The 22,254-nt window shown below is 75.3% G+C and carries 21 protein-coding genes; 9 read left to right on the forward strand and 12 right to left on the reverse strand.

The features are described from left to right. Nucleotides 1–15 precede the first annotated feature (15 nt). The 4 genes from ANAEK_RS21425 to ANAEK_RS21440 all read right to left on the reverse strand — a co-directional run bounded on the left by ANAEK_RS21425 (nucleotide 16) and on the right by ANAEK_RS21440 (nucleotide 4,064). Nucleotides 16–1,098: an ABC transporter ATP-binding protein gene (locus ANAEK_RS21425; protein WP_012528223.1), complete on the reverse strand. Its 1,083-nt coding sequence runs from the start codon at nucleotides 1,096–1,098 to the stop codon at nucleotides 16–18. A gap of 138 nt (nucleotides 1,099–1,236) precedes the next feature. Then, entirely contained in the window at nucleotides 1,237–2,823 is a 1,587-nt protein-coding gene (locus ANAEK_RS21430) for an alpha-amylase family glycosyl hydrolase (protein ID WP_012528224.1), read from the reverse strand. A gap of 66 nt (nucleotides 2,824–2,889) precedes the next feature. After that, complete coding sequence (locus ANAEK_RS21435; RefSeq protein WP_012528225.1) at nucleotides 2,890–3,708, reverse strand: family 1 encapsulin nanocompartment shell protein; 819 nt, start codon at nucleotides 3,706–3,708, stop codon at nucleotides 2,890–2,892. Then, the gene (locus ANAEK_RS21440; protein ID WP_012528226.1) at nucleotides 3,705–4,064 is read right to left on the reverse strand and encodes an encapsulin-associated ferritin-like protein; all 360 of its coding nucleotides are present in this window, start codon (nucleotides 4,062–4,064) and stop codon (nucleotides 3,705–3,707) included. The genes ANAEK_RS21435 and ANAEK_RS21440 overlap by 4 nt, the downstream gene beginning before the upstream one ends. Before the next feature lie 92 nt (nucleotides 4,065–4,156). Between ANAEK_RS21440 and ANAEK_RS21445 the strand changes: the two genes are divergently transcribed. Together ANAEK_RS21445 and ANAEK_RS21450 are read left to right on the forward strand one after the other, a co-directional pair. Continuing rightward, a complete protein-coding gene (locus ANAEK_RS21445; RefSeq protein ID WP_232288306.1) occupies nucleotides 4,157–4,807 on the forward strand; it encodes a DedA family protein in 651 nt (216 codons plus the stop codon). A 57-nt stretch (nucleotides 4,808–4,864) separates the two neighbouring features. Continuing rightward, nucleotides 4,865–5,239: a response regulator gene (locus tag ANAEK_RS21450; protein ID WP_012528228.1), complete on the forward strand. Its 375-nt coding sequence runs from the start codon at nucleotides 4,865–4,867 to the stop codon at nucleotides 5,237–5,239. Nucleotides 5,240–5,430: 191 nt separating this feature from the next. Here ANAEK_RS21450 and ANAEK_RS21455 read toward each other — a convergent pair whose 3' ends face one another. The 8 genes from ANAEK_RS21455 to ANAEK_RS21490 form a co-directional block, all read right to left on the reverse strand. After that, nucleotides 5,431–7,971 carry an RND family transporter gene (locus tag ANAEK_RS21455; RefSeq protein WP_012528229.1) on the reverse strand — a complete coding sequence of 847 codons (2,541 nt, stop codon included), beginning with the start codon at nucleotides 7,969–7,971 and terminating at the stop codon, nucleotides 5,431–5,433. A gap of 48 nt (nucleotides 7,972–8,019) precedes the next feature. Next, the gene (locus tag ANAEK_RS21460) at nucleotides 8,020–8,715 is read right to left on the reverse strand and encodes a metallophosphoesterase (protein WP_012528230.1); all 696 of its coding nucleotides are present in this window, start codon (nucleotides 8,713–8,715) and stop codon (nucleotides 8,020–8,022) included. Further along, on the reverse strand, nucleotides 8,712–9,458 hold the full coding sequence (locus tag ANAEK_RS21465; protein ID WP_012528231.1) for a lysophospholipid acyltransferase family protein: 747 nt from the start codon (nucleotides 9,456–9,458) through the stop codon (nucleotides 8,712–8,714). The genes ANAEK_RS21460 and ANAEK_RS21465 overlap by 4 nt, the downstream gene beginning before the upstream one ends. Continuing rightward, nucleotides 9,455–10,159: a 1-acyl-sn-glycerol-3-phosphate acyltransferase gene (locus ANAEK_RS21470; RefSeq protein WP_012528232.1), complete on the reverse strand. Its 705-nt coding sequence runs from the start codon at nucleotides 10,157–10,159 to the stop codon at nucleotides 9,455–9,457. The genes ANAEK_RS21465 and ANAEK_RS21470 overlap by 4 nt, the downstream gene beginning before the upstream one ends. A gap of 18 nt (nucleotides 10,160–10,177) precedes the next feature. Continuing rightward, nucleotides 10,178–11,317: a glycosyltransferase family 4 protein gene (locus ANAEK_RS21475; RefSeq protein ID WP_012528233.1), complete on the reverse strand. Its 1,140-nt coding sequence runs from the start codon at nucleotides 11,315–11,317 to the stop codon at nucleotides 10,178–10,180. Between the two features lie 10 nt (nucleotides 11,318–11,327). Further along, nucleotides 11,328–12,107: a CDP-alcohol phosphatidyltransferase family protein gene (locus tag ANAEK_RS21480; RefSeq protein WP_012528234.1), complete on the reverse strand. Its 780-nt coding sequence runs from the start codon at nucleotides 12,105–12,107 to the stop codon at nucleotides 11,328–11,330. A gap of 6 nt (nucleotides 12,108–12,113) precedes the next feature. Beyond that, nucleotides 12,114–13,421, reverse strand: a complete 1,308-nt coding sequence (locus tag ANAEK_RS21485) for an inositol-3-phosphate synthase (RefSeq protein ID WP_012528235.1) — start codon at nucleotides 13,419–13,421, stop codon at nucleotides 12,114–12,116. Nucleotides 13,422–13,599: 178 nt separating this feature from the next. Next, nucleotides 13,600–14,724 carry a winged helix DNA-binding domain-containing protein gene (locus ANAEK_RS21490; protein ID WP_012528236.1) on the reverse strand — a complete coding sequence of 375 codons (1,125 nt, stop codon included), beginning with the start codon at nucleotides 14,722–14,724 and terminating at the stop codon, nucleotides 13,600–13,602. Nucleotides 14,725–14,842: 118 nt separating this feature from the next. Here ANAEK_RS21490 and ANAEK_RS21495 point away from each other — a divergent pair, with 118 nt between their 5' ends. From ANAEK_RS21495 to ANAEK_RS21525, 7 genes are all read left to right on the forward strand, one after another. Next, nucleotides 14,843–15,346, forward strand: coding sequence for a DoxX family protein (locus ANAEK_RS21495; RefSeq protein ID WP_012528237.1), 504 nt, complete (start codon nucleotides 14,843–14,845; stop codon nucleotides 15,344–15,346). Between the two features lie 208 nt (nucleotides 15,347–15,554). Then, complete coding sequence (locus tag ANAEK_RS21500; RefSeq protein ID WP_012528238.1) at nucleotides 15,555–16,286, forward strand: YIP1 family protein; 732 nt, start codon at nucleotides 15,555–15,557, stop codon at nucleotides 16,284–16,286. A 19-nt stretch (nucleotides 16,287–16,305) separates the two neighbouring features. Next, nucleotides 16,306–17,649 (forward strand): TolC family protein, encoded by a 1,344-nt coding sequence (locus tag ANAEK_RS21505; RefSeq protein ID WP_012528239.1) that lies wholly within the window; start codon nucleotides 16,306–16,308, stop codon nucleotides 17,647–17,649. Then, entirely contained in the window at nucleotides 17,650–19,026 is a 1,377-nt protein-coding gene (locus tag ANAEK_RS21510; RefSeq protein ID WP_012528240.1) for an efflux RND transporter periplasmic adaptor subunit, read from the forward strand. Nucleotides 19,027–19,028: 2 nt separating this feature from the next. Continuing rightward, nucleotides 19,029–19,754 carry an ABC transporter ATP-binding protein gene (locus tag ANAEK_RS21515; protein ID WP_012528241.1) on the forward strand — a complete coding sequence of 242 codons (726 nt, stop codon included), beginning with the start codon at nucleotides 19,029–19,031 and terminating at the stop codon, nucleotides 19,752–19,754. Next, nucleotides 19,751–21,013 carry an ABC transporter permease gene (locus ANAEK_RS21520; protein WP_012528242.1) on the forward strand — a complete coding sequence of 421 codons (1,263 nt, stop codon included), beginning with the start codon at nucleotides 19,751–19,753 and terminating at the stop codon, nucleotides 21,011–21,013. Before ANAEK_RS21515 ends, ANAEK_RS21520 begins: the two co-directional genes overlap by 4 nt. Further along, entirely contained in the window at nucleotides 21,010–22,248 is a 1,239-nt protein-coding gene (locus tag ANAEK_RS21525) for an ABC transporter permease (protein WP_012528243.1), read from the forward strand. The genes ANAEK_RS21520 and ANAEK_RS21525 overlap by 4 nt, the downstream gene beginning before the upstream one ends. Nucleotides 22,249–22,254 lie beyond the last annotated feature (6 nt).

The raw sequence follows: 22,254 nt of genomic DNA on the forward strand, positions 1-22,254 counted from the left end.
CTCCTCGCGCCGCCCTCACAGGCGGCGCTGGGTCTCGGCGTCGAACAGGTGCAGGTGGTCCAGCTCGACCTGGACCTCGAGCCGGTCCCCGATGCCGGGGATGGCGTGCGGCGCCTGGCGGAACACCACCGGGTCCTCGCCCGCGCGGGCGTGCACGATCACCTCGTCCCCGAGCGGCTCGGCGATGTCCACCGTGACCGGGATCCGCGCCGACTCCCCGCGCGGCGTCCGGCCCAGCTCGACGACGTTCTCGGGGCGGATGCCCACCGTCACCGCGGCGCCGCCGCGCGCCGCGGCCGCGGCGCGCAGGGCGGCCGGCACCGGCAGGGAGAAGCCCGCCGCCGCGATGCCGCCGCGCTCCAGCCGCGCCTTGAAGAAGTTCATGGGCGGGCTGCCGATGAAGGCGGCCACGAACAGGTTGGCGGGGCGCTCGTACAGCTCGAGCGGCGCGCCCACCTGCTGGAGCTTGCCGGCGTTGAGCACCGCGATGCGGTTGCCCATGGTCATCGCCTCGATCTGGTCGTGCGTGACGTAGATCGTGGTGACGCCGAGGCGCGCCTGGAGCTTCTTGATCTCCGCGCGCATCTGCACGCGCAGCTTCGCGTCGAGGTTCGAGAGCGGCTCGTCGAACAGGAACACCGAGGGCTTGCGCACGATGGCGCGGCCCAGCGCGACGCGCTGCCGCTGCCCCCCGGAGAGCTCCTTGGGCTTGCGGTGGAGCAGCGCGTCGATGCCGAGCACCTGCGCCGCCTCGGTGACCAGCCGGTCCACCTCGGCCTGCGGCGTCTTGCGGATGCGCAGGCCGAACTCGAGGTTCTCCCGCACGGTCATGTGCGGGTAGAGCGCGTAGCTCTGGAAGACCATCGCGATGTCGCGGTCCTTGGGCGGGACGTCGTTCACCACCCGGCCGCCGATGAGGATCTCGCCCCCGGAGACCTCCTCCAGCCCCGCGATCATCCGGAGCGCGGTGGACTTGCCGCAGCCGGACGGGCCGACGAGCACCATGAACTCGCCGTCGTGGATCTCGAGATCGAGCCCCTCGATGACCCGCGTCTCGCCGAACCGCTTCGCGAGATTCCTGAGGACGACCCCCGCCATGCCCCACCTCTCGGCCGCCTCGGCCCAGGCCCGTCCGATGGGCGCCCATGTCTAGACCGCCGCGCTCCGCGTGAGGGTCAGCCAGATGGGGCCTGCGGACAATGCGGCCAATGTACGCAAACCCCCATTTATGCGGAGTTAGCGACGAATCGCCGCGCCGGGTGCGGGCTTCGCCACCACCACCCGGGCCGCGCGACCCGGGAGCTCCAGGGCCATCCTGCCGTCGCCGACCGATATCGCACCGCCCTCCAGGGCGTCCTCCAGGTCCCGCCCCTCCCAGCCGGCGGGGACCGGGATCCGCAGGGAGAGAGGCGCGTTTCCCCGGTTCACCGCCACCACGACCGCGTCGTCCCCGTCCCTGCGCAGGAACACCAGGCCGTCACCGTCGGTCGAGAGGGGCGCGTGGGTTCCGCGGGACAGGGCGGGGTGCGCGCGACGCAGGGCGATCACCCGCTGGTAGAACGCGCGCATTGCCTCGTCGCGCGGCTTTCCGGCGCCGGGGAGCACGTCCCTTTGCCCCCAGGGCATGTCCGACCGATTGTCCGGCCACTCGCCGATGGGCCGCGCCACCTCCTCGCCGTAGTAGACGGTCGGGATCCCCACGGTGGTGAGCTGCAGCAGCGCGGCGAGGCGAAACAGCGCGCGGTCGCCCCCGAGCAGGTGCAGCGCGCCCGGCTGGTCGTGCGAGGAGAGGTACTGCGCGAGCAGGTGCCCGGCCCGGACCTTGTGGCGCGACGCGAGGTAGCGCTCGTAGGCGATGGTGCGGCCGCGGCCGAGCAGCCACCCGACCGTCGAGCCCTGGAAGCCGAAGTCGAGCCCGGCGTCGAGCGTGTCGGCGGCGAAGTACGGGTCGAGCGACTCGCGGTCGCCGCCCCACAGCTCGCCGAGCAGGAAGAAGCCGGGGACGAGCTCGGCGCGCACGCGCCGCCGGTGGAGCTCCCAGAAGTCCGGCTCGACGTGCTTCACCGTGTCGAGGCGGAAGCCGTCCACGCCCGAGCGCTTCGCCCACCCGAGCTGCGCCGCGAGCAGGAACTCGCGGACCTCGGGCAGCTCGGTCTTCCAGTCGGGCAGGCCGGCCAGGCAGCTCGTCAGGTCGTCGTCGCCGCAGTCGCCCACCACGTTGTTGCGCAGCCAGGGGCGCGTCCTGGGGTCGCGCAGGTAGGCGGTGTCGTAGCCGGCGTGGTTGTAGACGACGTCGAGCAGCACGCGGATGCCGCGCGCGTGGCAGGCGTTCACGAAGGCGGCGAGCTCGGCCTCGTCCCCGAAGCGCGGATCGAGGCGCGACAGGTCGTCCATCCAGTAGCCGTGGTAGGCCCAGTCCGGGAACCCGGCGCCGCTCACGTAGCCGGGGATGTTGCGCACCAGCGGGTTCACCCAGATCGCGGTCACGCCCAGCGCGGCGATCTCGTCGAGCTGCGCGGTGAGGCCGCGCAGGTCCCCGCCGTGGAACGTGCCCTTGCCGGCGAGGTCCACGTCGCGGTCGTTGCCGCGGTCGCCGTCGGCGAAGCGGTCCACCAGCACGAAGTAGAGGACCTCGTCCTGCCACGGGCGCGGCGGCAGCGGCCGCGGCGGCGCCTCGGCGAGCGCGGTGGCCGCGGCGGCGCCGGCGGGCGGGCCGGCCGGCGCGCGCGGCGCGCAGGCCGCGAGCGCGAGCGCCGCGAGGCACGGCGCGAGCGCGGCGAGGGGGGCACGGCGGCGACGTGGCGCGAGCGGCATGGGCGGCATCTTCCGCCCGCCGATCCAGCCCGTCAGCTTTCCCGTCGGGGTCCGGTCGCGCGGCGCGCTCCCGGGCTATCTCACCAGCGCCACCGAGCCCGCCGCCCCGGGGAGCAGCGTCACCGACTCGGCGAGCGAGATGAGGTGGAAGATGCCCTCGCGCCCGTCATAGGCGGCGGTGAGCTCCTGGCCGACCACCGCCTGCGGCCCCGAGGCGCTGCGGACCACCACCACCGCGCCGTCGTGGAGCCCGGGCGCCTTCACGATCCCGCCCTCGAACGCGGGGAGGAGCTGCTGGTAGGGCGTCAGCGAGGAGCCCGGGAACGGCCGGAACAGCTGGTAGAAGCGCGCCGGCGACACCGCCGCGGCGTAGGGCCCGTGGCGCCCCGCCGCGTCGAGCGCGGCCAGCGCCGCGAGCAGCGCGTCCGCGGCGCGGGCGGGATCGGCCCAGTCGCCCGCCGGCACCTCGACGAGACCGGGGTGCTCGAGCAGCCCGCGCACCCCCGCGCCCGCGTGCCCCTCGAACAGCAGGCGGTCCTCGGCGCGCGCGATCCGGCGCGCCGCCTCCGCCGCCTCGGTGAGCGCGAGCGGCTCGCCACGGCGCTGGAGCGCCTCGACCGCCCGCGCGCCCAGCCGGAACGTCCGGTGGAGCACGGGGAGCGGGCGGACGCTCGGCACGTGCACGTGCGTCTCGTCGCTCGCCTCCGGCTCGTCCTCGCCGGCGGCCGGCGCGTCCTCCGCCACCCCTGCGCGCGCGTCGAAGCCGAGCGGCCCGACGACCTTGAGGAGCCGCCGTCCGGCGCGCGCCTCGGCGGCCGCCGCCTCGACCGCCCCGTCGATCCGGTCCCACACCTGCTGCCCGAAGGGCGCGCCGTCGCGGTCCTGCCAGCTCATCGCCCGCCCTCCCGGCCCTCGCGCCCCTCGACGTCCGCCGCGCCGGACGCCTCCTCGGCCTCCTCCTCGCGCACGATCGGCCCGGCGTGGCCGGTGTGCATCCGCAGCATCCGCGCGAACACCACGTCGTGGCGGCGGATCCACTCCAGGATCATCATGGCGTGCTCCACCTCCTCGTCGCGGTTGTGCTGCAGGACGCGCTTGAGGTCCGGATCCGAGGCCGCGTCCACCCGCTGCTGGTACCAGTCGATCGCCTCCAGCTCCTCCTGCAGGGAGACGAGCGCCCGGTGGAGGTCCCTGGTCCGCGCCGAGAGCGCGTCCTCGCGCTCGTGGAAGCCCTGCGATGCACCGGCCATGTCGGAAGGGGTGCGCAGGCGCGCCGGGCGCGCCAAGCCCCCGCGCGAACCGTCGCTTCCGCGGCGGCGCGGTTCGTGGCATGGAAGCGTGGGTGGAGAGTCCCGCTTCCTTCCTCGAGCGCTGGCACTACGGCGGCCTGTTCGCGGTGATCCTGGCCGAGGAGGCGGGCGTCCCGCTGCCGCTCCCGGGCGACCTGTTCATCGCCGCCATGGGCTTCCTCGCCCACTCGCACCGCGCCGCCTTCCTGCCCACCGCGGCGGTGGTGACCTCGGCCACGGTGCTGGGCGCCACCGTGCTGTACCTCGTCTCGCGGCACGCCGGGCGGCCGCTGCTGCTCCGGGTGGCGCGGCGCTTCGGCTACACCGAGGCGCGCGAGGCCCGTCTCGAGGGCTGGCTCACCCGGCGCGGCGCGGCGGCGGTGGTGATCGGCCGGCTCATCCCCGGCCTGCGGATCGTGATGACGGTGGTCGCGGGCGCGCTCCGCTTGCGCCACGGCACCTTCGTCGCCGGCACGCTGGTGGCGGGCGCGCTCTGGGCGACGATCTACTTCTGGCTCGGGTGGGCGCTCGGCGCCGGCTACGAGCGGCTCGCGGGCGAGGTCCGCCTCGAGGCGGTCTGGCCCTGGGCGGCGGCGGCCGGGGTGCTCGCGGCGGGCGCGGTGCTCGCCTGGCGTGCGCGCCGGCGGGCCGCCGCGGCCGCCGAGGCGTCCGTCGAGAGCCCGCCCTCCGGGACCGCCGGCTGAGCGCGGTCCGGTGGGGCCCCCGTCGCGCCGCAGCCCCGGGCTGTCTAGGTTCGGTACGTGGAAGCCGCCGGCAACGTCGTTCGCAGGGTGATCCTGGTGGAGGACGATCCCGGGATGCGGGAGGCCATCCGCGCGCTGCTCGTGCGGGTTGGCTACCAGGTGGCGCCCGCGGTGGACGGCGCCGAGGCCTGGGAGCTGCTCGCGCGCGGGCCGCGGCCGGTCGCGGTGCTGGTGGACCTCTACACCCCGCGAATGACCGGCCACGACCTGGTGGCGCGCATCCGCCGGACGCCCCGCCTGGCGGTGGTCCCCATCATCGCCATGAGCGGCGAGCGCGCCTCGCGCGACCGCCCCGCGGCGGAGGCGTTCCTGGAGAAGCCGTTCTCCCGGGAGCAGCTCGAGTGGGCGCTCGAGCAGGTGGGCGCGGGCTGACCCGCGGCCGGGGCGGCCGCCCGGCCGGTCAGAGCGCGTGAATCCATCCCCGGACCGAGCCAGGCGGTCGAGACGCGAGCAGCGCGAGGCGCGACGACCGAGCATGCCCGAGGCATGTGAGGGAGGAGCAACGACGCGATGCGACGCGGATCGGCCGCCGCGGCGACGGGAGGGGATGGGTTCACGTGCTCTCAGGGCTGCGGCTGCGCGTCCGTCCCGCCGCGCGTCCCGTGATCGGAGGCCTGCGCCGTGGCCTGCGCCGCCGCCGCGCGGGCGCGCGACCGCTCCCGCCAGCGCATCGCGGCGGGCAGCGCCAGCAGCGCCGCGGCCAGGCACGCCACCTCGCCCAGCACCGCCAGCAGCCCGAACGAGATGAGCGCCTGGTTGCGCGCGATGAGCAGCGACGAGTAGCCGATGATGGTCGTGAGCGAGCAGAGCGCCACCGCGCCGCCGGTGGTCCGGACGATGTCCGCCACCGAGCCCGCGTGGTCCACCCGCCGGCGCTGGAAGATGTTGGTCGCGTAGTCCACGCCGATGCCGAACGTGATGGGCAGCGCGATGAAGTTCAGCATGTTGAGCCGGAGCTGGAGCGCGCCGGCGAGCCCCATGAACCAGAGCACGCCCACGCCCAGCGCGGCGAGCACGCCGAGCGCGTCGCCGAGCGAGCGCACCGAGCGGCGGCCCAGCCCGAACGCGATCAGCACCAGCGCCACCACCCCGAGGAGAGACAGCACGGTGGCGCGCGGCCCGTCGCGCTCGATGGCGTCGAGCACGTCCGCGAACACCAGGGTGGAGCTGGCCATGGGCAGGTCGGCGCGGGGCATCGGCACCGAGCGCAGCTCGCGCGCGAAGCGGCGCACGTCGAGCCCGTTCCACACGTCCATCCGGCCCGACGGGTACAGCAGCACCGGCGTGCCCACGCGCCCGTCCACCTCGGTGAGCTGGCGCCGGATCATGTCCGGCAGGTCCTTCGCGCCGAACGGGCGCAGCTCCTCGGGCGGCAGCACCTGCTCGATGGCGAGCCGCTTCTCGGGCGAGAGGAAGGAGAGGTTCTCGGGGGTGGCGAGCGCGCGCAGCTCCCGGATGAGCGGGAGCTTCGCCTCCTGGCCCTCCGGCACGAACGCGGCGATGGAGAGCACGTGGCCGAAGGTGGTGTCCGGCGTCGCGCGCATGTGCGCGTCGAGCGCGTTCGCGATGGCGCGCGCCTCGCCCTCGTCGCGGGCCAGGATGGCGGTGGGCGAGAGGTGGTCGCCGTGCAGCGCGTCCACCCGCTGGTCCCACCAGCCCGGCCCGCCGTCGGCGAGCGCCGACTGGTCGCGCAGGCGGCGGAAGTCGTGCTCGATCGGATCCCGCGACCAGCGGACCACCATCACCGCCGACGCGATCGAGAGCAGCACCGCCACCGTCACCATGCGGCGCGGCGCGCGCTCCACGATGGCCGAGATCGCGTAGGTGAAGATCGGGCGGGCCGGGCGCTGCCCCTGCCGCGGGATGGGCGCGCGGCGCTCCCACGCGAGCACCAGCGCCGGGGTGACCGCGTAGGCGGAGAGCCAGGAGAACGCCATGCCCAGCCCGCCGATCAGGCCGAACTGGTTGAAGCCGCGGAAGTCGGTGGAGAGCAGCGACGCGTAGGACACCCCGGCGGCGAGCGCGGCGGTGAGCGTGGCGAGCCAGGTGTTGGCGAGCGCCGTGACCATGGCGGGCCGGGGCTCCTGCCCGCGCCGGCGGTCCTCCAGGTAGCGCGCGAACAGGATCAGCCCGACGTTGATCCCGTTGCCCACCACGATGGAGCCGAGGAAGGCGGTGTTGGAGTTGAGGTGGCCGACGAAGATCTCGGCCAGCCCGAACGTCGCGAACGTGCCGACGAGGAGCGGCGCGCCCACCGCGAAGACGGCCTTCCAGGTGCGGTTGTAGACGACCACCGAGGCGGCCACCGCGAGCAGCACCAGGATGGTGGCCCACACCAGGTCCTCGGCCAGAGCGTCGTGCTCGAGGATGTTGTTGGCCACGTACCCGCCGTAGCCCACCTCGATGCCGGCCTTCTCGGGCTCGAGCCGGCGGACGGTGTCCTTCACCACCCGCTCCAGCGCCACCACGTCGCGGTAGTCGTCCGGTGGCGCGTCGAGCCGGATCACCATGGCGAGCGCGGTCATGGTCTCGCCGGGCGCGTGCCCGGGGACCTCGCCCATGACGTAGCCGCTCGGGAACTTGCCGAGCAGCCCCTTCCGCTCACCGGCGATCCGGTCGACCAGCCCCTCCACGTCCGGGGCCGGCCCCTCGGCCTTCCCCGCCTGCCGGGCCCGCTCCCACGCCACCCGCGCGCCGAGCGTGTCGCGCAGCGACGCCAGCTCCTCGCGCGAGAGGAACAGCAGCAGGCGCGGCTTGAAGAAGTCGCGCGCCTCGTCCACTCGGTACTCGACCCAGCGCAGCAGGCCGGGCGGCGCGTCCTTCAGCGCGTCGTCGAGGTCGTCGGCGAAGAGCTGGAGCGCGAGCGGGTCCTTCCCCGCCAGCACCACCGACAGCTCGGCGAACCCGCCGATGCGCTTCGTGAGCGCCTCGAGGTCGCGGGCGCTCCGGCTGTTGGCGGGGAGCAGCTCGGACATGTCCGGGCGCAGGTCGGCGTACAGCCGGAAGGTGCCGTAGCCGCCGGCGACCGCCACCAGGGCGGCGACGGCCAGGATGACGACGCGGCGCCGCTCGGAGAAGCGGACGAAGGCTTCGATGATGCGCATGGATGCCGTCTTCTACCTCATCCCGCGCCCGGGGCGCGGATCCCCAATCTATCCCTTCGCGGCCGGGGCCGTTCCCGGGTCCGGCAGGTCGCCGGCGCGGAGCACGGCGAGCCGCGGTCCGCCCGGCCCGAGCTCCAGGTACTCGAGGGCCTCGCCGTGGAGCGAGCCCGCGTTGGCGTAGCGATCCCCCGGCGCGAGGTGGGCCCGGTGCACGTGCCCGAACACGCCCAGCGCGAAGCCCTCCCGCTCCACCTCGGCCAGGCACCGGCGCCGGAACGTCGCCACCATCCAGTCCTCGGCCAGCGCGCGGGCGGCCGCCTCGGCGAACCAGGCCGCCCCCCGCACCACCCCGAACCGGCCGAAGCGGCGGGAGATTCCGTCCCCGAGCCGTCCCAGCGCCGAGGCGTTCACCGGGTCGGCGGCGTGCCCGTGCGCGACCAGCACGCGGCCGGTCCCGGGCACCTCCAGCACCACCCGCTCCTCGCCCGCGTCCGGATCGTGGTTGCCGCGCGTTCGCCGGAGCCGGCCCTCGCGGCCGAGCGCCTCCAACTCGGCGACCACCAGCGGGTGCGCCGCCTCGGCCCGTCCACCTCCGGTGAACAGGTCGTCGAACGCGTCGCCGTTCAGCACCACCGAGGCGCCGTCGGCGCGCGCGCGGGCCAGGAAGGCGCGCGCGAGCCGGCCGTGCACCGCCGGGCTGCCGGGCGCGAGGTGCCAGTCGCTGGCGATGCGCCAGGTGGTCACCGCCCCGTCCCCCGCTGCGCGATCAGGCGGTCGTAGAGCGCCTGCGTGCGCGCGCGCGCCAGCTCGTGGAGCGGCTTCACCACCGCCGGATCCCGCGCCGACTCCGGCCGCCGCTCCACCGGGATGGGCTCGCCGACGGCCATGTGGAACCGCGCCGGGAGCGGCAGCGGCGACCAGAACGACAGCTTGCCCCAGCGCACGCCCGGGTACGCCTCCGCGCCGCCCACCACCGCGACCGGCACGATGGGCGCGCCGGTGCGCACGGCCAGGCGCGCGAAGCCGAGCCGGCCGTCCCACCGCAGCTTGTAGAAGTCGCGGGAGGGCTGCGCCTCGCGCATGCCGCCCGGCGTGACGAGCAGCGACTCGCCGCGCTCCAGCACCGCGACGCAGTCCTCCTCGTCGGTCCCGATGATCCCGGCGTGCTCCTTGGCGCGCGGCAGGCCGGGCAGGAAGCGCTCGATCTGCGACTCTGCCCCGACGATGCGGAGCGGGCGCCAGTCCTCCAGCCGCCCGCTCTCGTGGAACTCCTTCCAGCCGAGGAAGTAGCCGGCCAGCACGAGGTCGAGCACGAGGTACCCGGCGCCGTGCAGCGCGACGTAGACGCACGGGCCCTCCGGCACCGTGCCCTCCACCGTCATGCGGTGGTAGCGCGCGAGCCGGCGCGCGCCGCCCAGGATCCAGCGGTAGGCCGGGTGGCGCGGGTCGAGCGGGGGCGGCGGGGCGTGCGGGGCGTGGCGGCTCACGTGCGGCTCCAGGGTGGCGCGCGCCGGGCGCGGACCGCCTCGTCGAGCAGCGCCTGCGTGACGGCGGCGACGCGGTCGGCGTAGGCCGCCACCGCGGCGGCGTCGCCCGGCGCCGGCGGCGGCATGGGCGCGCCGAACCAGAAGTCGAGCGCCACCGGCAGCGGCACGGGCGGCAGCCAGAGCGAGCCGCCCTTGCCGAGCGGGAGGCGCAGCGGGTGCTGCTGGTCGGCCCCGGCGATCGCCACCGGCACCACCGGCACGCCGGCGGCGGCGGCGATGCGGGCGTAGCCGCGGCGCCCGGCCCAGTCGAGCGCGTCCTGCTCGCCGTACAGCTCGCGCGCGCCGCCCGGGAACACGAGCAGCGACTCGCCGCCGCGCAGCGCCGCGAGCGCCGCCGCCTCGGTGGCCTCGATGCTGCCGACGTGGCGCCGGACCCAGGCCAGGCCGGGGATGCGGTGCAGCGAGGTGCCGCGCTTCTCCATGGGGCGGAACGGGATCCGGTCGGCGTCCCAGAACGTGAGCAGCCCGAGCAGGAAGATCTCGAAGTAGAGCCAGCTGCGCGGGTGCTTCGCGACGTAGATCACCGGCTGGTCGCGCGGGACCGCGTCGAGCCCGTGCACGCGCGGGCGGTACCAGAGCTTCAGGCCGCGCGCGAACGGGACGAGGACCGCCTTCTGGCGCCAGGTGCGGGGGAAGGCCATCGCGCGCTCCCGCCCCCGCTAGCCCCGGGCCGCGCGCGCCACCGGCGCGAGCGGCGGGACGGCGAGCGCGGGGCTCCCGGCGCCGGCCACCTGGTAGATGTGCAGCACGCGGGCCGCCACCCGCGACCAGCACAGCGCGTCGGCGCGCGCCCGCCCGCGGGCCCACAGGCGCGCCCGCAGCCCGGGGTCGTGAGCGGCCCGCCACAGCGCCGTGGCGAGCGCGTCCGGATCGCCGGCCCGCACCAGCAGCGCCGCGCCGCGGGCCGCCTCGGCGTAGCCGGGGATGTCGCTCGCCACCACCGGGCAGCCCGCCGCCATGGCCTCGGCGAGCACCATCCCGAAGCTCTCGCCGCCCAGCGACGGCGCGCAGAACACGTCGCCGTCGCGGTAGGCGCGGGCGAGCGCGTCGTCGCTCACCCGGCCCAGGAAGCGCACCCCGGCGCGGGCGGCGCGCCCGGCCCAGCGGTCCGCCGGCCCGTCGCCCACCACCTCGATGTCCACCGCCTCGCCGCGGGCGCGCAGGCGCTCCGCCGCGTCGAGCAGCACCGCCAGACCCTTGCGCGGCTCGCCGAAGCGCCCGACGAACAGGACGCGCGGCGGCGCGTGCGGCGGGCGCGGCGCGGCGTCGGTGTCCGCGCCGAAGCGCGACCGGTCCACGCCGTTCGGGATGACGGCGATGCGGCCGCGGAAGATGGGGCGCGCGAAGCGCTTCGCCTGGCGCGATACCGCGATGCCGAAGTCCACCCGGGAGAGGCCCGCGGAGGCGAAGCGGCGCAGCACCGACTGCAGCCACGGCTCGCGCTCGGCGTTCGCGTGGAACGTCGCGACCACCGGCCCGCGCGCGTGGCGGAGCGCGTGGCGCCCCGGCCCGGGCACGATGGGCTCGTGCACGTGGACGACGTCGAAGTCGTGCGCGTCGAGGTAGGCGCGGGTGGCGCGCTCCGAGACGAGCAGGCCGATGCGCGCCACCGAGCCGTTCGCCGGCACGGGCAGGACGCCCCGGAGCCCGTCGCAGCCGTCCGGCACCGCGCCGCTCGCCGGGCCGAGCACCCGCGCCTCCACGCCGAGGCCGCCCAGCGCGCGGGCCAGCCCGAGCGCGTGGCGGTTCACGCCGCCGTCGTGGGACAGGTCGTACGGCGTGACGATGCAGACGCGCACGGCCGGATCCCTAGGGCGTGCCGGCCGGCGGCGCGCCCGGGGCGCCGTGCTGGGCCCCGCCCGCGGCCGCTCCCTCGCCGTGGCGGAGCATCTGGTGGATCACCCAGAGGCGGCCGAGCGCGGTGCCGCCGGCGCCGAGCGCCACCAGGGCGCAGGTGGTCTCGAGCAGCGGCAGCACGGCCGCGGCGGGCACGAACGACGCCGCGAGCAGCGCCGCCATGAGCATCACCACCCGGTGCGGCCGCTCCAGGCCGAACGTCGGGCAGGAGACGCCCAGGCCCTCGCCGCGGGCCCGGGTGTACGAGACCATCATCGAGGCGGAGAGCGCGCCCACCGCCCACAGCATCCCGGAGCGGTCCGGGAACGCCGCCGCGAGGCCGCCGAACATGGCCATCTCGGAGACGCGGTCGAGGTTCGAGTCGAGGAACGCGCCCGCCTTGGTCTGCGTGCCGGTGCGGCGGGCCAGCTCGCCGTCGAGCAGGTCGCACCAGGAGCCGTAGACCAGCAGCAGGAACGCCCAGCCGAAGCCCCCCAGCCCGACCGCCACGCCGGCCGCCGCGGTGAGCGCGGTGCCGATGGCGGTGACGCCGTTCGCGGTGAGCCCGGCCGCGTTCGCGGCGCGCAGCAGCGGCCCGCTCACGAAGTACGCCCACCGGCCCAGGATCCCGATGATCCCGCGCCGGCCGGTGAAGCGGGCCGGCTCGGGCGGGCGCACCACCGCGTACGCCAGGGCGGTGGCCGCGCCGAGGGCCAGGTGGGCGAGGATCGCGAGTCGCGCGCCGGTCGGCATCGCCGGCTAGCCGACCGCGGCCTGCTTGGCGGCCTGCGCCGCCGCGTCGGCGTACTCGCGCAGCTTCGCGAACAGGTTCGTCTGCTGCTGGAAGAGGTCGTGCACCGCGCCGTTGCCGGCCGCGGTCACCGGGCTCTTGAAGAAGAAGGAGAGCCACTCCTGCGGCCCCTTCTCCCCGGCCCGCTGCGCCAGGTCGGCGAGGATCGCGAGATCGACCGCGAGCGGCGCCGCCAGGATCGAGTCGCGGCACTGGAAGTTGACCTTGATCTGCATCGGGTAGCCGAGCCACCCGTAGAGATCGATCGCGTCCCAGCCTTCCTTGTTGTCGCCGCGCGGCGGGTAGTAGTGGATCGTGACCTTGTGGTCGATGTCCCCGTAGAGCTCGGGGTGCTGCTTCGGCGACAGGATCGAGTCGAGCACCGAGAGCTTCGAGACCTCCTTGGTCTTGAAGCTGGCGGCGTCGTCGAGCACCTCGCCGTCGCGGTTGCCGAGGATGTTGGTGGAGAACCAGCCGTCGAGCCCGAGCAGCCGCGCGTGCAGCATGGGGGCGATGGTGGTCTTCATCAGCGTCTGGCCGGTCTTGAAGTCCTTGCCGCCGGTGACGATGCCCTCGCGCTCGGCCAGCTCGCGGAGCGCCGGGGTGTCCTGCGAGAGGTTCGGCGCGCCGTTCATGAACGGCAGCCCGGTCTTCATCGCGGCGTAGGCGTACACCATCGACGGCGCGATGGTCGGGTCGTTCCGGTCGAGCGCGGCCTCGAACGCCTCCAGCGAGGCGTGGGCCGGGCCGATCTCGGCGTAGACCTCGGTCGAGCCGGTCCACACCATCACGCCGCGGGCGCAGCGGTGCTTCTCCATGAAGCCGCGGATGTCGGCCTGCAGCGCCTCGGCCTTCTCGCGCAGCGAGCCCTTCTTGACGTTCGGGCCGTCGAGGCGGCGCACCCACTCGGTGTCGAACACCGCCGGCATGGGCTTGATGGCCTCGAGCTCCGCCTTGAGCGGCTCGAGGTGGTCGCGGTTCAGCACCCGGGCGCGACACGCGGCCGCGTACACGTCGTCCGGAATGGGGTCCCAGCCGCCGAACACGAGGTCGTCGAAGGACGCGAGCGGCAGCACGTCCTTGATGAGGCGGCCGTGGTTGTGGCCGTCGTCCAGGAAGTGGCCGAGCTGGGTGAGCGACCCCACCGGCTGCGCCAGCTTCTTGCGGACGGCGTGGACGCCGGCGATGGCGGTGGTGGCGACGGCGCCCATGCCAGGCATGAGCACCGCCAGCTTTTCCCCCTTGCGCAGGGGCTTCAGACCGGAAACGATTTTCATGTGCACACCTCTGGGCGGTGGCCGCGAAGGGCGCGGCGCCTCCTCTTCCTGCCCCCGCGCTCCGGAAGGCTGCACGCCGCCCAGGAACGCCTGACGGCAGAACGGGCTGCCGGTGGCCGGGTTTCTACCTCATGGCGGGCCCGGGCGAAAGGGTAAGGCGCACGCCGTCGGCCCGCGCTCACCGGCGCCCGGCCGAGTTGGGCCGGGCGAAGCGCACGTCGTGAACCCGCGCGCCGGGCTCCATGAAGCGCAGCAGCGCCTCGCCCTCGGCGGCCAGCGCCAGCCGCGCGGCGCCCTCGAGCGCGGCGAACGGCTCCACCACCAGCGCCGTCCCGCGCCGCCCGCGCTCGGTGCGCCAGGTCCCGGCCACCCGCCCGTCCACCAGGAAGCACGCGCGCACCAGCCCGTTGTTCGTCACCACCAGCGGGCGGTGCGCGTCGTCGATGAAGCGGCGCCGGTCGGCGTGGGCGAGCAGCAGCGCGTCGAACTCCCCCAGGAACCGCACCGGCGCGGCCACGTCCTCGGGCGGGCGCGGCGCGTCGGCGAGGTCCACCAGCTCGCGGCCGTCCTCGTCGCGAAAGGTGCGCAGGCCCGCGCCGAGCCCCTCGAGCGCCTCGCGCACGGCGCCGAGGCCGGTGAAGGTGGCGAGGTCGGCGGCGCTGGCCGGTCCGACGGCCGCGAGCGCGCGGCGCAGGAGCGCCTGCGGCGCCGCCGCGGGCTCGCAGGTGCGCCCCAGCCACGCCTCCGCGTCCGCGAACGCCGCCGCGGCCGGCCACCCCCAGGGCGCGGCCGCCTCGGGGACCTGCACCAGCGGGACGCCGTAGCGCACCGCCAGCGAGGCGGCGTGCAGGTCGGCGCGCGGGAAGCGCTCCGCCACGAGCGCCCGCAGCGCGTCGAAGGTGCGCGGCGCCTCCCGCAGCCAGCCGCGCGCCGCCTCCGCCAGCGCCGGCCGGTCGACGGTCTCCAGCCTCCGGCCCGCGGCGCTGCGCAGCGCCGGCTCGAGCGAGGCGCCGAGCGCGGCGCGCAGGCGCAGGAAGTCGCGGGCGGAGAGCAGGTGCAGGGTGCCGCGCAGGAACGGGGCGCGCACGATCTCGCGCGCCAGCGCGGCCCGCGCCAGGTCGGCGGGCACGAAGCCGTCGAGCCGCGTCCAGAGCGCCAGGAACGGAGGCCGGGCGAGCTGCGCCTGCAGGCACAGGAGCCGCTCCAGCGCGCGCACCGGCGCCGCCCGCTCGCGGGCGAGGAGGAGCTGGCGGGCGAGCGTGGCGCGGTTCAGCGCCCGGCGGGTGAGGAGCGGCGGGGGCATTTCCGCCGACAGTGTACCCCCGGCCGCCGTCGCGCGGGCGCCCGGCCGCCCGGCGGCGCGCGCGGCCGGTTGCGGCCCGGCGCACCGGTGCGGATCGTCGTCGCGGGAGGGGAACGCGATGCGGAGGGCGGACGGTCTCTGGCGGCGGCGCGCGGGCGCGGTGGCGGACCTGCCCGCGCGCCTGGCGCTCGGCAGCAGCATGCTCTACCACGGGCTGTCCAAGCTGCGCGGCGACGGCCCGGCGCAGACGGCCCAGATGTTCGAGGGGCTCGGGCTCCGGCCCGGCCGCGCGCTCGCGATGGCGACCGGCCTGGCCGAGACGTTCGCGGGCGCGGCCGCCATCCTCGGCATCGCCACCGCCCCGGCGGCGCTGGCGGTGATCGTGACGCAGGCGGTCGCGATCCGGAAGGTGCACGCGCCGAACGGCTTCAGCGTCGTGAAGGGCGGCATGGAGTTCAACCTCGCGCTCGTCGCGATGGCGCTCGCGCTGCTCGCCGAGGGGCCGCGGACGGTCTCGGCGCACCACGCGGCGCGGCGGCTGGCGCGGCGGCGCGGGTTGCCGGCGTTCCTCGCCGCCGGGCGCCCGGGCCGCGTCGAGCGCGCGCTCGCCGTCCTCGGCTGACCGCCCGGCCTGCGCCGGCCCGGCACCCCCGCCCCCCCGGCGAGCGCCGGGGCGGCGGGTGCGCGCCACCGCCCACCCACGCGGGTGAGCGGAGGTGGACCTGGGCCGAATGTCACGGGATTATGCGCTCGGCCTCCTTGTTTCCCGACGGGCGAGCGCGCGAAGCGTGAAATACGCGGTCCGCTGCCCCGTAGGGCCGGGCACGCACATGACCGCATCCGAGCTTTCCACCGACGGTTCCATCCTGCTCCGCGCGCTCGCGGTGCCGCAGCACGGGTTCCCGCTCGTGACCACGCGCCGCCGCGCCGGGCTCGCGCTCGCGATCGCCACCGCCGCCGCGCTCGCCACCGCCGCCGCCGTGCTCCCGAGCACCGACTTCGGGGCCGCGGCCCTGGTGGCCGACCGCGGCGAGGACGGCGCCGAGCTGACCGTCAGCCAGCGCGAGGACAACGCCGCCACCGCGCGCAAGCTCGGCCTGATCGCCGGCTGGGCCGGCGCCGCCGCGCTGCCCGCGCTGCTCGCGGTGGCCGCCGCGGGCTGCCTGTTCGTCGGCTTCCGCGTCGCCGGTGCCCGCCCGGACTTCAAGGCCACGCTGGCGGTGACCGCGCACGGGATGCTGCCGGTCTGGCTGCGCGGGCTGCTCGCCATCCCGGCCGCGCTGGTGCACGCGCCGCTCGCGCCGGCCGACGTGCCGCGGCTCGTGCCCTCGAGCCTCGCCGCGCTCGTCCCGTCGGCGCCGCCGCCGCTCGCCGCCGCGCTCGGCGCCGCCGACCTGTTCACCGTGTGGGCGCTCGTGCTGGTGGCGGTCGGCATGGCCCGCGCCGCGGGGACCTCGCGCCTGCGGGCCGCGGTCGTGACGCTGGTGCTCTTCGCCGCCTACGTGGCGCTCCTCCAGGTGGTCCCCGCCGCGCTGTCGGCGGGCGGCCCCGGCCCCCGCTAGCACAAGGATCCGAGACCGCATGCGATCCCTCGCCGCCGCGCTCCTCCTCGCCCTCGCCTCCGCGACGCGCGCCCAGGCCCCCATCACGCTCGACGACGCGCTCGCGCAGGCCGCGCGCGCCAATGCCGACCTCTCCATGGCCCGCGCCGACCGCGGCATGGCCGCCGCCGACCGCGGCCAGGCGCGCGCCGCGGTGCTGCCGCGCCTCGACCTCGACGCGGGCTTCGGCCACAGCTTCATCGGCCGCTCCACCGGCGCCGGTGCGCTCATCGACCCGATCACCGGGCAGGTGACCGTGGTCGGCGCGGCGAGCGACTCCGAGGCCTACAGCGCCTCGCTCTCGCTCTCGCAGCCGCTCTTCGACTGGGCCCGCTTCAAGGATCTCGACCGCGCCCGCTGGGGCGCCCGCGCCAGCGACCGCGGCTACGACGAGACCGCGCTGTCCGTCTCCTTCGAGGTCACCCGCCGCTTCTACGACCTCGTGAAGCAGGAGCGGAGCCTCGAGGTGCTGCAGAAGACCGTGACGCGCTCGCAGGAGCTGGTGGACCGCGCCGAGGCGCTGTTCACCGCCGGCCGCGCGCCGAAGAGCGACACCTACTCGGCCCGGGTGAACCTGCAGAACGACCGGATCGCGGTGGAGGGGCAGCGCATCCGGGTGGCGCAGGCGCGCACCGCGCTCGCCCAGGTGCTCGGGCGCATCGACGCCGAGGCGATCTCGGTGGTGGCGCCCGCCGCGATCGACGCGCCCGGCGTCCCCGGCGCCGAGCCTCCCCCGGCCGACGCGCTCCTCGCCCGCGCCCGCGAGCGCCGCCCGGCGGTGCTGGCCCAGGCGGCCTCGGTGCACGCGGCCCGCGCCGGGGTCGGCGGCGCGCAGGCCGGCTACCTGCCCACGGTCTCGGCGGTGGGCTCCTACGCGCGGCAGGGCACGGTGCTCGGCGGCCAGGGCGGCGTCTACGGCGATCCCGCGCGCGACTACAGCGCCTCCGCCCAGGTGGTCCTCTCCTGGAACCTGTTCGAGGGGTTCGGCACCTCCGCCCGCGTGCAGCGCGCCTCGGCCTCGCTCGACCGCGCCCGCGCCGACGAGGACCGCACGCTGCAGGCGGTCGCGAAGGAGATCGGCGACGCGCGGGCGGCGACGGTGGCGCTCGCCCGGCAGGTGGCGCTCGCCACCGACACGCTCACCATCGCGCAACAGTCCCTGGCGCTCGCCACCGAGCGGCTGGAGGCGGGCCTCGCCAACCAGCTCGAGCTCCGCGACGCCAATCTCAAGCTGACGCAGGCGGAGCTCTCGCTCCTCGAGTCCCGCATCGATCACGCCGTGGCGGTCGCCGACCTGGCGCGCGCCGCGGGAGGAACGCTCTAGATGGCCACGCAGAACCCGCTCCCGATGCCCTCCCCCGACCACGCTGCCCCGGCCCCCGACGCCCCGGTGCTCGCCGCCCTCCCGCCGCAGCCGCGCATGAGCTGGGGCAAGCGGATCCTCGCCGGCCTGTTCGTGGCGGCGGTGGTCGCCATCACCGTCTCCGCGCTCCGCCCGAAGCCGCCGCCGCCCATCGGCATCCAGGCGGTGGCGGCGAAGCGCGGGCCCATCACCCGCCTCGTCACCGCCGCCGGCAAGCTCCAGGCGGCCACCGAGGTGAAGCTCTCCGCGAACGTGTCGGGCGACCTGCTCGAGCTCGACGCGCACGAGGGCGACCTGGTGAAGAAGGGCCAGGTGCTCGGCAAGGTGGACTCGCGGCGCTACACCGCGCAGGTGGCGCAGCAGACCGCCGCGCGCGCCAGCGCCGCCGCCGACGTCGAGCTGGAGAAGGTGAAGGTCGCGCAGCTCGAGCAGGAGCTGGCCCGGGTGGAGCGGCTGGTGAAGACCGGCAACGCCAGCGCGGCCGAGCTCGACACCGCCCGCTCCAACCTCGGCGCGGAGCGGGCCCGCCAGCAGGCGGCGGTCGAGCGGGTGGCCCAGGCCGAGGCGGCGCTCAGCGAGGCGCGCCACGCGCTCTCGCTCACCACGCTCGCCTCGCCGATCGACGGCGTCATCACCAAGCGCCAGAAGACCGCGGGCGAGCGCGTGCGCGGCTCGGACCTGTCCGAGGACGTGGTGCTCATCATCTCCACGCTCTCCAAGATGGAGGCGAAGATCGAGGTGGGCGAGCACGAGGTCGTCTACGTGAAGGAGGGCGACACCGCCGAGGTCGAGATCGACGCCTTCCCGGACCAGAAGTTCCCGGCGACCGTGGTGGAGGTGGCGCGCAACGCCACCGTGAAGAACCAGGGCACCGAGGGCGAGGTGACCACGTTCTTCGTGCGGCTCGCGCTCGACCACCCGGTCCAGAACGCGCTGCCCGGCATGAGCGCGCAGGCGTCCATCGCGACCGACACGCGCGACAGCGCGGTGGTGGTGCCGATCCAGGCGGTGACCGTCCGGCCCGAGCGCGAGCTGACCGGCGCCGGCCCCGCGCCGGAGGGGCCGCCCGCGCCGGCCCAGGGCGCCGGCCAGAAGAAGGCGAAGCGCGATCCGCTGCGCAAGGTGGTGTTCGTGATCGAGGACGGGGTGGCGAAGATCCGCCCGGTCGAGACCGGCCTCGCCAGCGACACCGAGCTCGAGATCACCTCCGGCCTGAAGGAGGGCGAGAAGGTGGTGGAGGGCCCGTACCGCGTGCTCTCGCGCGAGCTCGCCGACGGCAAGCGCGTCAACGAGGAGCCGCTGGGCGGCAAGCCGGGCGCCGGCGGGAAGAAGGGCTAGCCGTGGCCGAGCCGCTCATCGTCGTCGAGGAGCTTCACCGGCACTACGTGGTGGGCGGCGAGACCGTGCGCGCGCTCGACGGCGTGTCGTTCACCATCGAGCGCGGGGAGTGGGTCGCGATCGTGGGCCAGTCCGGCTCGGGCAAGTCCACGCTCATGAACCTGCTCGGCTGCCTCGACACGCCCAGCGCCGGGGTCTACCGCCTGAACGGCTCGGACGTGGAGGGGCTCGCCGACGACCAGCTCGCGGACCTGCGCAACAAGGAGATCGGGTTCGTGTTCCAGACGTTCCAGCTCCTGCCGCGCGCCAGCGCGGTGCAGAACGTGGAGCTGCCGCTGGTGTACCGCGGGGTACCCCGCCGCGAGCGGCGCGCCCGCGCCGAGGGGGCGCTGCGGGCGGTCGGCCTCGGGCACCGCATGACGCACCGGCCCAACGAGCTGTCCGGCGGCCAGCGGCAGCGCGTCGCCATCGCGCGCGCGCTGGTGGGCGAGCCGTCGATCCTGCTCGCCGACGAGCCCACCGGCAACCTCGACTCCGCCACCGGCGAGGAGATCATCCGGCTCTTCTCCGAGCTGCACCAGCGCGGCCACACCATCATCCTCGTCACCCACGAGCCGCGGCTGGCGGCGCGCTGCCCGCGCGCCATCCGGCTGTCGGACGGCCGGGTGGTGGGCGACGGCCCCGGCGCCGAGGTGGCGCTGTCCGGCGCCCGGGCGGTCCACGCATGAACCGCGTCACCCGGGCCTTCGTCCGCGCCGGCGCGGAGCTCGCGGAGGCGGTGCGCATCGCGCTCGAGTCGCTCGTCGGCGCGCGCCTGCGCAGCTTCCTCACCACGCTCGGCATCGTCATCGGCGTCATGACGGTGATCGCCATCGTCGCCATCATCCAGGGGCTGAACCACTCGTTCGAGGGGCAGATCGCGAACCTGGGCGCGAACACGCTCTACGTCTCCAAGTTCGCCTGGCTGGCGCAGGGCCGCGGCGAGTGGTGGGAGATGCGGAACCGCAAGGACCTCGGCAAGCGCGAGCTGGCCGCGGTGGAGCGCGAGGTGACGCTCGCCACGGCGGTGGCCCCGCAGGCCGGCACGCGCGGCACGGTCACCCGGCTCGACAAGGAGCTGTCCGGCGTCCAGCTCATCGGCACGAACGCGCGCTACCTCGACACCGGGGCCGGCTCGGTGCAGGCGGGCCGCTTCCTCACCGACACCGACGTGGACCTCGAGCGCGCCGTCGCGGTGCTGGGCCACGCGGTGGCGGAGCGGCTGTTCCCGGGCGCCTCGCCGGAGAGCGTCCTCGGCCAGCGCGTCACGCTGGAGGGCCACCCGTTCACGGTGGTGGGGGTGATGGCGAAGCGCGGGCAGATGCTGGGCATGGACATGGACAGCAACGTGACCATGCCGTTCACCACGTTCCTGCGCGACCTCGGCGCGAAGCGCTCGCTCAACCTGGCGGTGGCGGCCGCGCCGGAGAACCTCTCCGCGCTCGAGGACCAGATCGTCGGCGTGCTGCGCCGGGTCCGGCACGTCCCGCCCGACAAGAAGGACGACTTCGCCATCAACCGGCAGGAGCAGTTCCTGCGCATCTACCGCCAGCTCACCGGCGCGCTGTACGGCGTCGCCATCGGCGTGGGGCTCATCACGCTGGTGGTGGGCGGCATCGGCATCATGAACATCATGCTGGTGTCGGTGACCGAGCGGACCCGCGAGATCGGGGTGCGGCGGGCGCTCGGGGCCCGGCGGCGCACCATCCTGCTGCAGTTCCTGATCGAGTCGTCGGTGGTGGCGGCGCTGGGCGGCGCGGTCGGGACCACGCTCGGGCTGGGGGTGGCGCAGCTCGTGGCGCTGCTCACGCCGCTCGCGGCCGCGGTGACGCCGTCTGCGGTGGCGCTCGGCCTGGGCTTCTCCGCGGGCGTGGGCCTGCTGTTCGGCTCCTGGCCGGCCTGGCGCGCCGCGCGCCTCGATCCGGTCGAGGCGCTGAGGTACGAATGAACGCCTTCCTCGACACGCTGGCGATGGCCATCGGCACGCTGCGCGGCAACGTGCTGCGGTCGATGCTGACGCTGCTCGGCATCGTGATCGGCGCCTGCACGGTGGTGGCGATGATGTCGCTCACCGAGGGGCTCCGCCTCAAGATGACGACCGACTTCGCCATGCTCGGCGCGGGCGCGTTCCAGGTGCAGAAGTGGCCGCACATGAACTTCGGCCCGATCGACTGGCGCAAGTACGAGCAGCGCCCGCCGCTCACCCGCGCCCAGGGCGAGGCGCTCCGGTCGCTCCCGCACGTGAAGTTCGTGTCGATCGAGGAGTACCCGGGCGGCGGCGAGGGCGCGGTGGTGCTCTCCACGCCGGAGCGGGCCACCCGGCGCGAGATCGCCATCGGCGGGGTGCTGCCGGACTACGAGCCCGCCAACGGCGTGACCGTCGGCCAGGGCCGGTTCATCACCAGCACCGACGTGCTGCTCGGGCGCCGGGTGGTGTTCGTGGGCACCGACGTGGTGGACGTGCTGTTCCCGAAGATGGATCCGATCGGCCGCGAGGTCCGCATCCGCGGCGTGCCGTTCGAGATCATCGGCGTCTCGATGAAGCAGGGCAGCATCTTCGGCCAGTCGAAGGACTCCTGGGCGGTCGTGCCCTGGACGGCCTACGAGGTCGCGTTCGGGAGGAACCGCAACAACAACATCGCCATCCAGGCCACCTCGCCCGAGGACCTGCCGGTGGCGATGGACGAGGTGGTCGCGGCGCTGCGTCGGCTGCGCGGGCTCGGGCCGCAGGAGGAGAACGACTTCGAGCTGTTCTCCAACGACACCTCGGCGGAGATGTTCGACAACCTGGCGCGGATGGTGGGCGCGGCCACGTTCGGCGTGTGCGCGCTGGCGCTGCTGGTCGGCGGCATCGGCGTCATGAACATCATGCTCGTGTCGGTGACCGAGCGGACCCGGGAGATCGGCGTCCGGATGGCGCTGGGCGCCCGGCGCGGCCGCATCCTGATGCAGTTCCTGCTCGAGTCGATCACGCTCTCCGGCCTGGGCGGCCTGGTGGGCGTGCTGGTCGGCGCCGGGCTCGCCCTGGGCGCCCGGACGGTGTTCGACGTTCCGGCGAGCATCCCGGCGTGGGCGGTGATACTCTCCCTCGCCTCCGCCTGCGGGGCCGGGTTGCTGTTCGGCATCTACCCGGCCGCCCGAGCCTCCAAGCTCGACCCGGTGGAGGCGATGCGGATCGAATAGGAGAGC

This window comes from Anaeromyxobacter sp. K (assembly GCF_000020805.1).
Taxonomy (GTDB): domain Bacteria; phylum Myxococcota; class Myxococcia; order Myxococcales; family Anaeromyxobacteraceae; genus Anaeromyxobacter; species Anaeromyxobacter dehalogenans.

Bases quoted from the DNA above. Each gene is read 5' to 3' on its own strand.
- ANAEK_RS21425 (WP_012528223.1), bottom strand. From the start codon at position 1,098: ATGGCGGGGGTCGTCCTCAGGAATCTCGCGAAGCGGTTCGGCGAGACG.
- ANAEK_RS21430 (WP_012528224.1), bottom strand. From the start codon at position 2,823: ATGCCGCCCATGCCGCTCGCGCCACGTCGCCGCCGTGCCCCCCTCGCC.
- ANAEK_RS21435 (WP_012528225.1), bottom strand. From the start codon at position 3,708: ATGAGCTGGCAGGACCGCGACGGCGCGCCCTTCGGGCAGCAGGTGTGG.
- ANAEK_RS21440 (WP_012528226.1), bottom strand. From the start codon at position 4,064: ATGGCCGGTGCATCGCAGGGCTTCCACGAGCGCGAGGACGCGCTCTCG.
- ANAEK_RS21455 (WP_012528229.1), bottom strand. From the start codon at position 7,971: ATGCGCATCATCGAAGCCTTCGTCCGCTTCTCCGAGCGGCGCCGCGTC.
- ANAEK_RS21470 (WP_012528232.1), bottom strand. From the start codon at position 10,159: ATGGCCTTCCCCCGCACCTGGCGCCAGAAGGCGGTCCTCGTCCCGTTC.
- ANAEK_RS21480 (WP_012528234.1), bottom strand. From the start codon at position 12,107: ATGCCGACCGGCGCGCGACTCGCGATCCTCGCCCACCTGGCCCTCGGC.
- ANAEK_RS21485 (WP_012528235.1), bottom strand. From the start codon at position 13,421: ATGAAAATCGTTTCCGGTCTGAAGCCCCTGCGCAAGGGGGAAAAGCTG.
- ANAEK_RS21490 (WP_012528236.1), bottom strand. From the start codon at position 14,724: ATGCCCCCGCCGCTCCTCACCCGCCGGGCGCTGAACCGCGCCACGCTC.
- ANAEK_RS21495 (WP_012528237.1), top strand. From the start codon at position 14,843: ATGCGGAGGGCGGACGGTCTCTGGCGGCGGCGCGCGGGCGCGGTGGCG.
- ANAEK_RS21500 (WP_012528238.1), top strand. From the start codon at position 15,555: ATGACCGCATCCGAGCTTTCCACCGACGGTTCCATCCTGCTCCGCGCG.
- ANAEK_RS21505 (WP_012528239.1), top strand. From the start codon at position 16,306: ATGCGATCCCTCGCCGCCGCGCTCCTCCTCGCCCTCGCCTCCGCGACG.
- ANAEK_RS21510 (WP_012528240.1), top strand. From the start codon at position 17,650: ATGGCCACGCAGAACCCGCTCCCGATGCCCTCCCCCGACCACGCTGCC.
- ANAEK_RS21520 (WP_012528242.1), top strand. From the start codon at position 19,751: ATGAACCGCGTCACCCGGGCCTTCGTCCGCGCCGGCGCGGAGCTCGCG.
- ANAEK_RS21525 (WP_012528243.1), top strand. From the start codon at position 21,010: ATGAACGCCTTCCTCGACACGCTGGCGATGGCCATCGGCACGCTGCGC.